General features: G+C 63.0%; 6 protein-coding genes. 2 read left to right on the top strand and 4 right to left on the bottom strand.

Features of this window, described 5'->3' with window-relative positions:
• Positions 1 to 97 precede the first annotated feature (97 nt).
• Positions 98 to 871, bottom strand: coding sequence for a ferredoxin--NADP reductase (locus tag AC5JJ6_RS35460; RefSeq protein WP_496046548.1), 774 nt, complete (start codon positions 869 to 871; stop codon positions 98 to 100).
• A gap of 409 nt (positions 872 to 1,280) precedes the next feature.
• Here AC5JJ6_RS35460 and AC5JJ6_RS35455 point away from each other — a divergent pair, with 409 nt between their 5' ends.
• Positions 1,281 to 2,486 carry a GNAT family N-acetyltransferase gene (locus tag AC5JJ6_RS35455; RefSeq protein ID WP_496046547.1) on the top strand — a complete coding sequence of 402 codons (1,206 nt, stop codon included), beginning with the start codon at positions 1,281 to 1,283 and terminating at the stop codon, positions 2,484 to 2,486.
• A gap of 9 nt (positions 2,487 to 2,495) precedes the next feature.
• On the opposite strand, the gene AC5JJ6_RS35450 is transcribed toward AC5JJ6_RS35455, so the two are convergent.
• The 3 genes from AC5JJ6_RS35450 to AC5JJ6_RS35440 are packed head-to-tail and all read right to left on the bottom strand — an operon-like array spanning position 2,496 to position 5,232.
• A complete protein-coding gene (locus AC5JJ6_RS35450; protein WP_496046546.1) occupies positions 2,496 to 3,278 on the bottom strand; it encodes a metallophosphoesterase family protein in 783 nt (260 codons plus the stop codon).
• Positions 3,275 to 4,438 carry a carboxylate--amine ligase gene (locus AC5JJ6_RS35445; protein ID WP_496046545.1) on the bottom strand — a complete coding sequence of 388 codons (1,164 nt, stop codon included), beginning with the start codon at positions 4,436 to 4,438 and terminating at the stop codon, positions 3,275 to 3,277. Before AC5JJ6_RS35445 ends, AC5JJ6_RS35450 begins: the two co-directional genes overlap by 4 nt.
• Before the next feature lie 50 nt (positions 4,439 to 4,488).
• Positions 4,489 to 5,232, bottom strand: coding sequence for a CPBP family intramembrane glutamic endopeptidase (locus AC5JJ6_RS35440; protein WP_496046544.1), 744 nt, complete (start codon positions 5,230 to 5,232; stop codon positions 4,489 to 4,491).
• A 266-nt stretch (positions 5,233 to 5,498) separates the two neighbouring features.
• Here AC5JJ6_RS35440 and AC5JJ6_RS35435 point away from each other — a divergent pair.
• A partial coding sequence (locus AC5JJ6_RS35435; protein WP_496046543.1) for a M20/M25/M40 family metallo-hydrolase occupies positions 5,499 to 6,611 on the top strand: 1,113 nt, incomplete at its 3' end.

The raw sequence follows: 6,611 nt of genomic DNA, 5'->3' as shown, positions 1-6,611 counted from the left end.
TCCATATCGCGTCGGTGCTGAACTGGGAGCGTCTTGTGGCGCTCACGTCCCGTCAGTAAGCAGTCCGAAGGGCAGGGAACGCTGAGCGGGTAACCGCTTAGCGCTGGGCGAAAGCCTTTTCGATCACGAAGGTGCCGGGCTTGTTGTTGGCGCCCATCTCGAAACCCTGGTCTTCCATATACTTGGTCAATTCGGCCGTCATGTGGGGATTGCCGCAGATCATGACGCGGTCGTCAGCCGTGTTGAGCGGCTCCAGCCCCAGGTCGGCGAATACCTTGCCGGACCGGATCAGGTCGGTGATGCGGCCCTCGTTCCGGAACGGCTCGCGGGTCACGGTCGGATAGTAGATGAGCTTTTCAGCCGCCAACTCGCCGATGTACTCGTTCGCCTTCAGGTCCTCCAGCGCCTTTTCACCGCATACCAGTTCGTTCTTGTTGCGAACGGTATGGGTCAGGATGACGCGGTCGAACCGCTCATAGACGGTCGGGTCCTTGATGATCGACAGGAACGGCGCCAAGCCCGTACCGGTGGACAGCAGCCACAGGTTCTTGCCCGGTTCCAGGTTGTGGAGCAGCAAAGTCCCGGTAGCCTTCCGATTGACGAGGATCGTGTCGCCCGGCTTGACGTGCTGGAGCCGGCTGGTCAGAGGGCCGTTCGGCACCTTGATCGACAGGAATTCCAATTGCTCGTCATAGGGAGCGCTGACCACGCTGTAGGCGCGCAGCAGCGGACGACCGTCCACTTCCAGGCCCATCATGGCGAACTCGCCGCTGTCGAAGCGGAAGCCGGGGTCGCGGGTCGTCTTCAGGGTGAACAGGTTTTCGGTCCAGTGATGGACTTCGAGAACCGTCTCTCTCAGGATGTTGGACATTGCGTCTTATCTGGCTGTCACCGGGTCGAACAGCCCACATATATGTACAATGACAGCGAAACGCACAACAAAAATTACCGCGACCCCCTGACGCAGGTGGCCGGTGAATGACATGGCTGATATGTAATTATCACGCTACCACCGTAGAATCAGTCCAGTCCAGCTTTTTTGTCTCGATGTGACAGGCGCCGATACTATCGGAAACGCCGCCCACATCGGGCGTAAATCCGATGCGCGCGGTCTTCCTTATGGCAGCCAGTTGTTTCAAATACAAAAATAGCTCTATAGGGAGTGCGAGATGTTGCGAAACCAGGAATTGGTGTCCACAAGTCTTTAATTCAATTGCTTGTTTTAGGGGCGTTCCATTGAAATTGACTTATCTGAGGGGGCCTGAACTGTGAGTGACAGCATGATGCTCGTCCGCGATTACGGTGAGGCGATGGAAGATGCGCCTGTCGCGGTCGAACTCCTGCCGATCGACGGTTCAATCAACCAGGACAACGCTTGGCTCGAAGATGCCTGGAAAGATCTGGAAACCAGGGCGGATGGATCGTTCTTTCTGTCATGGCACTGGATCGGTCCCTGGCTGAAGCATTTGCCGGCGGGCGCCAAGGCCCATGCGATGGTGGTTCGGCGGAACGACCGGATCGTCGGTCTGGCCATCCTGTGCCGCCGCGCGATCAGGCGCTACGGCATCCTGCCGATGCCGTCCTGGCTGCTCCACGAAACCGGCGACCCGGTGTTCGACGGCCTCACCATCGAGTACAACGGCATCCTCGTGGACCGTGCCTGCGCCGACCGGACCATAGCGGAGAGCCTGCTGTGGATGGCACGCAAGCTGCCGGGATGCGCCGCACTGGTCCTGGCTGGACTGGGCGCGCGGGAGGAAGTGCTGGCGCGCGGCGTGGCATCCTCGCTCGGTCACAGGCTTCAAGTGCGCAGGGCCGACGCGGCGCGGCTGGTCGATCTGGAACTTGTCCGCCGGAGCGGCGGTACCTATCGCGCCGGCCTTGGCCGCAGCACGCGCGCCGCCGTCAGTCGAGCGGTCCGGCTCTATGAAGCGCGGGGCGGCATCGAGTACCGCGTCGCCAAGGATGCCGATGAGGCGCTGCAGTTCTTCGATGGGCTCGAGCGGCTGCACCGGGCCGCGTGGGAGGCTAGAGGGAAGACCGGTTCCTTCGCCAATCCCGCTTTCGGCCCGTTGCACCGCGACCTTATTCGCCGGGGCATGGATGCCGGTGTCGTGCGTCTCTGCCGTCTTTCGGCCGGAGGACAGGATTTCGGTTATCTCTACAACTTCGTCTGGCGCGGCCGCGTCTTGAACTATCAGAGCGGCTTCGCCTACGAGGACGACAACCGCATCAAACCGGGGCTGGTCAGCCACGTCCTTGCGATAGAGGACGCGCTCGCGCGCGGCGAGGAATGCTACGATTTCATGGCGGGCGGGGCAGGGCACAAGGCCCATTTGTCGAACGCCCAGACATCGATGAACTGGATCACCCTGTCGCCCGACCGGTTGTCCAGCCGGCTGGAGGACAAGCTGCACCGGATCGAACTGGCTCTCAGGCGTTGGCGGCGGCGGATGAAGGGCTTGGAGCAGCGGCCGACACCCTAGCGCCGGTCCTCACCCGACGATCGCCTTGTAGACGCGCCGCAGCGGCGTCCTTATCGGCTCGGGCAGGCGCGAGAAGCGGGGAGCCAGCCCGGCCTTGCGCGTTTTCGCCAGTGCCTTGGATGCATCGTAGCGGACGCGCCGCAGGCCGATCGTCCCGGCATCGGGGTCGAGCACCAGATAGCTGGGACGCCGGTCCGATGTACGGGGCTGACCGACCGTACCGGGATTGACGAGATAGAACGAATCGTCCCGGAGCGCCACCGTCCGGTCTTCATGCGCGGTCACTGCGCCGTCGCACATCTCGTAGATGCCGATCCGATGGGTATGGCCGAAGGCGCAGATCCGGACACCCGTGGGATGGGCGGCAAGAGCCTGGAAGCTCAGGAGCCGCTTCTCATCCGTGTTCAGCCTGACCAGCTCGCACCCCACATCCGGATGAAGGGCGCCGTGGACGGCAACCAGCCTGTCCTCGATCACCGTCTTCAACGGCAGCGCAGCCAGCCAATCCAACTCGTCCGGTGTCAGGCGGGCACGTGTCCAATCCACGGCGCGCGCCGCCAGTGGATTGAAGCCTTCCGTGGTGATTTGGCCGGTGACCGCGCGGTCGTGGTTGCCTGCGATGCAGACGGCCTCCGCGTCGCGCAGCCTGCTGATGCATTCGGACGGATCGGCATTGTATCCGACGATGTCGCCCAGGCAGACGACGGTGCCGATCCGCTCCTGGCGGATTTCCGCAAGCACCGCCTCCAGCGCTTCCAGGTTGGCGTGGATGTCCGAGATTACGGCGATCATCGGGCGCGTGCCGGCAGAACGCGCGCCAGAGTGTTGCGCAGGAAGGGCATGGGGTCGTCCCAGGCGATCGACTTGGCCTCGCACCGGATCATCCAGGGCCACCACCGGGACATCGGCATGCCGTATTCGCGGGCCGCCTGACGATCGCGGGTGATGTTGCACCAGGATGCTCCGGCTTTCGCCTTGACCGGGGCCGGTCTCGGCAAACCGGTCAGGTCGCCATGGACCAGCGCCGGCAGGTTGACCCCGGCGACGGCGCCGACATAGTGCCACAGATTGTAGCGTGGATTGACTTCCAGCAGATGAAGGCTGCCGTCGGGGGCGCGCTTGAAGTCGAACTTCGCGACGCCGCTGAAGTTGAGCCTGGCAACCAGTTCCCGCCCCAGTTCTACGACATCCGGCGCATCGGTGATCGTCAGCGCCGTGCTGTGGCCAAGGTCCCGGGGGAATGTACGGATCTTGCGCCCGCTGTATTCGCCGACCACGGTGCCCTGCTGATCGACGTAGCAATGGTAGCTTTCGATCTTCGTTTCCGGGCCGGGGACCATCTCCTGCGCCAACAGGTCCATGCGTCCGGCGACCAAGTGAGGCCAGATCCTCGAGAGAGCCTCCCGGTCCTGGACCTCCAGCGCCTTACCTTCGCCGCCGACATTGACCCAGGCGATGAACCGCGTAAGCGGCTTGATCACGATCGGGAAGCGGAGATCGAGGTCCGGCGGCGAGGCCGGAGGCGTTCCCGTCGCAAGATCGATCCGGCGGGTTCGCGGCACCGGCAGGTCCAGGCGTTCCGCCAGCATCTGGAAGCGCGCCTTGTCGACAAGGTCCTCCACCAAAGTCGCTTCGGGTACGACGAACCGGAACGCTTTCGACAGCCGCTCCCGCTGCCGGGAAACCATCAGCAACTGGGCATCCTGCTGATAATAGAGGACGGGCGGTTCAGACTGAGTCGCGGCGAACCGCATCAGCATGTCGATCAGCGGCTCGCCGCCGTTCTCGAAATCCTCCCAGAACATCGCCTGTGTCGTATAGCGGGAATGCAGGACCGGATCGCCGGGCTGGGTGACCACGGCGCAGCCGATGCCGCCCATTCCCAGCGCCCGCACCATGTTCATATCGCCCATGACACAGGCAAGGACTGGCTTGCTGGGTTTTTTGCTCATTCGATTCGGGCCACATGTTCCTTGGATTCGGGGACGGTTCAGGAAAAGCTTCAGGCCGGCTGGGCTATCGCGACTCCGAACACGAGAAGCGTCGAGATGGCGTTGAAGCATCCATGCACCAGCATTCCCGGCAGGATCGATCCGCTCCGTTCATAAGTCCACGCCAGCGTCAGCCCGACCAGGAATGTTCCCGGCAGCAGTACAAGACTGCCATGGAGTGCCGCGAAGGCGGCGGCGCTGATCCCGGCGGCGACGATTGGAGCCGAATGTTTCCGGAGCCAGCCATAGAGGACGCTGCGCAGGGTCAGCTCCTCCACCACCGGAGCCACGATGGCGGTCGCGACGAACATCCCGGCCATCGCTCCCCAGTCGGTCGGGTCCGGCATGATCAGTGGGATCTGAGGATTCTCGAACGGCTTCCCCATCCATAGCGAAATCAGCACGTTGGTCAGGATGACGACGATCTGGAGGAAGATCGCGATGGGCACAACCCGCCGGTACCAGGAGGCCGATGCCGGCACGAAACCCAGCTGTCGCAGCGTCGTGCCGCGATAAACCATCGCGACCAGCCAGACGATCGCCAGCAGGACGGCGTTCTGGCCGATCAGAAGGGCGACCACCGTCGCCGTCGTGACCTCGCGCGGGCTAATCAGCAACCGGAATGCCATCAATGCGCCGACCGCGAGGGCGACGATCAGGATCAGGTCGACCAGACGAAGCGGCAGGCGCGCTCCGGGACCTTCGGACCTGTCCGGGCGTCCCGTCTGCGGCGTCAGGGGAATGGTTTCGGTCATCAACGCTCCAACGGCTGCTTGTTCGGCTTTGTTCCGGGCGGCTTCATGCCGATACCAGCCACTCTATCGATTTTAGAGCGAGAGGCGGATCGGCATATCCGCGCCTTCTCGGTTTGTTCGAAATTCAATTTTCAGATTATATAGTCATTGAAAAATCCATTTCTCGCGTTTAACGTCGCGGCAGCTCGCCGGAGATGCCAGCCGTCGAAGACATCAATCGTCGAAGAAACCAGAAACCGAAACTTCCAGAAACCAAGAGGGACGCCATGACACCTGACCAGCAGAACAAGATCCGCGCCTATGTCGACCAGCAGCATGCGACCCAGGTCGAGTTCCTGGCGGAACTGGTCAAGGTGCCCTCGGACAACCCTCCCGGCGATTGCGCCCCCCATGCCCGCCGCTCGGCCGAACTGCTCGAAAAGCTGGGCTTCACGGTCGAACGTCACGATGTTCCGGATGATCTGGTCAAGGCCAACGGCATGATCAGCGCCACCAACCTGGTGATCCGCCGCAAGTTCGGCCCCGGTCCCGTCGTGGCGCTGAACGCGCATGGCGATGTCGTGCCGCCGGGCGAAGGGTGGTCGTCCGATCCGTACGGCGCGGAGATCCGCGACGGCGTGATGTACGGCCGGGGTGTCGCGGTCTCGAAGTCGGACTTCGCGACCTATGCCTTCGCGCTGAAGGCTCTAGAGGAGAGCGGCCTGCCGCTGGGCGGCACGGTCGAGCTTCACCTGACCTACGACGAGGAAGCCGGCGGTCAGATCGGACCGGGCTGGCTGCTGGAGCAGGGGATCAGCAAGCCCGACCTCGCGATCAGTGCCGGCTTCTCATACAACATCGTCGTTGCGCACAACGGCTGCCAGCATCTGGAAGTGCGGATCGAAGGACGCTCCGCGCATGCCGCCCGGCCGGATACCGGCGTCGATGCCTTGCGCGCCGCCAACAAGCTGCTGACCGCGCTCTACGCCCTGAACGATACGGAATTCAAGGCGATCAAGTCGAAGGTCGAAGGCATCGATCACCCGTCGCTGGTGGTCGGACTGATCAGCGGCGGCATCAACACCAACGTCGTGCCGGACGTCGTCACGCTACGCATCGACCGCCGCATGGTGCCCGAAGAGAACCCGGAACAGGTCGAACGCGACATGTTCGGCTTCATCGAAAAGGCCTGTTCCGAGATGCCGGGCATCAGGGTGAACATCCGCCGAATCCTGCTGGCGCGCCCCCTGATGCCGCTGGCCGGCTCCGAGAAGATGGTGCAGATCATCCAGCGCTACGGCAGGGAGATCATGGGGGAGGAGGTTCCTGCCAACGGCGTACCGCTCTACACCGACGCACGCCTGTACAGCGCCGCCGGCATTCCGACCATCCTTTACGGC

This window comes from Skermanella sp. (genome assembly GCF_059503625.1).
The sequence above is the reverse complement of the archived record's forward strand: the minus strand, read 5'-3'. Positions and strand labels throughout refer to the sequence as shown.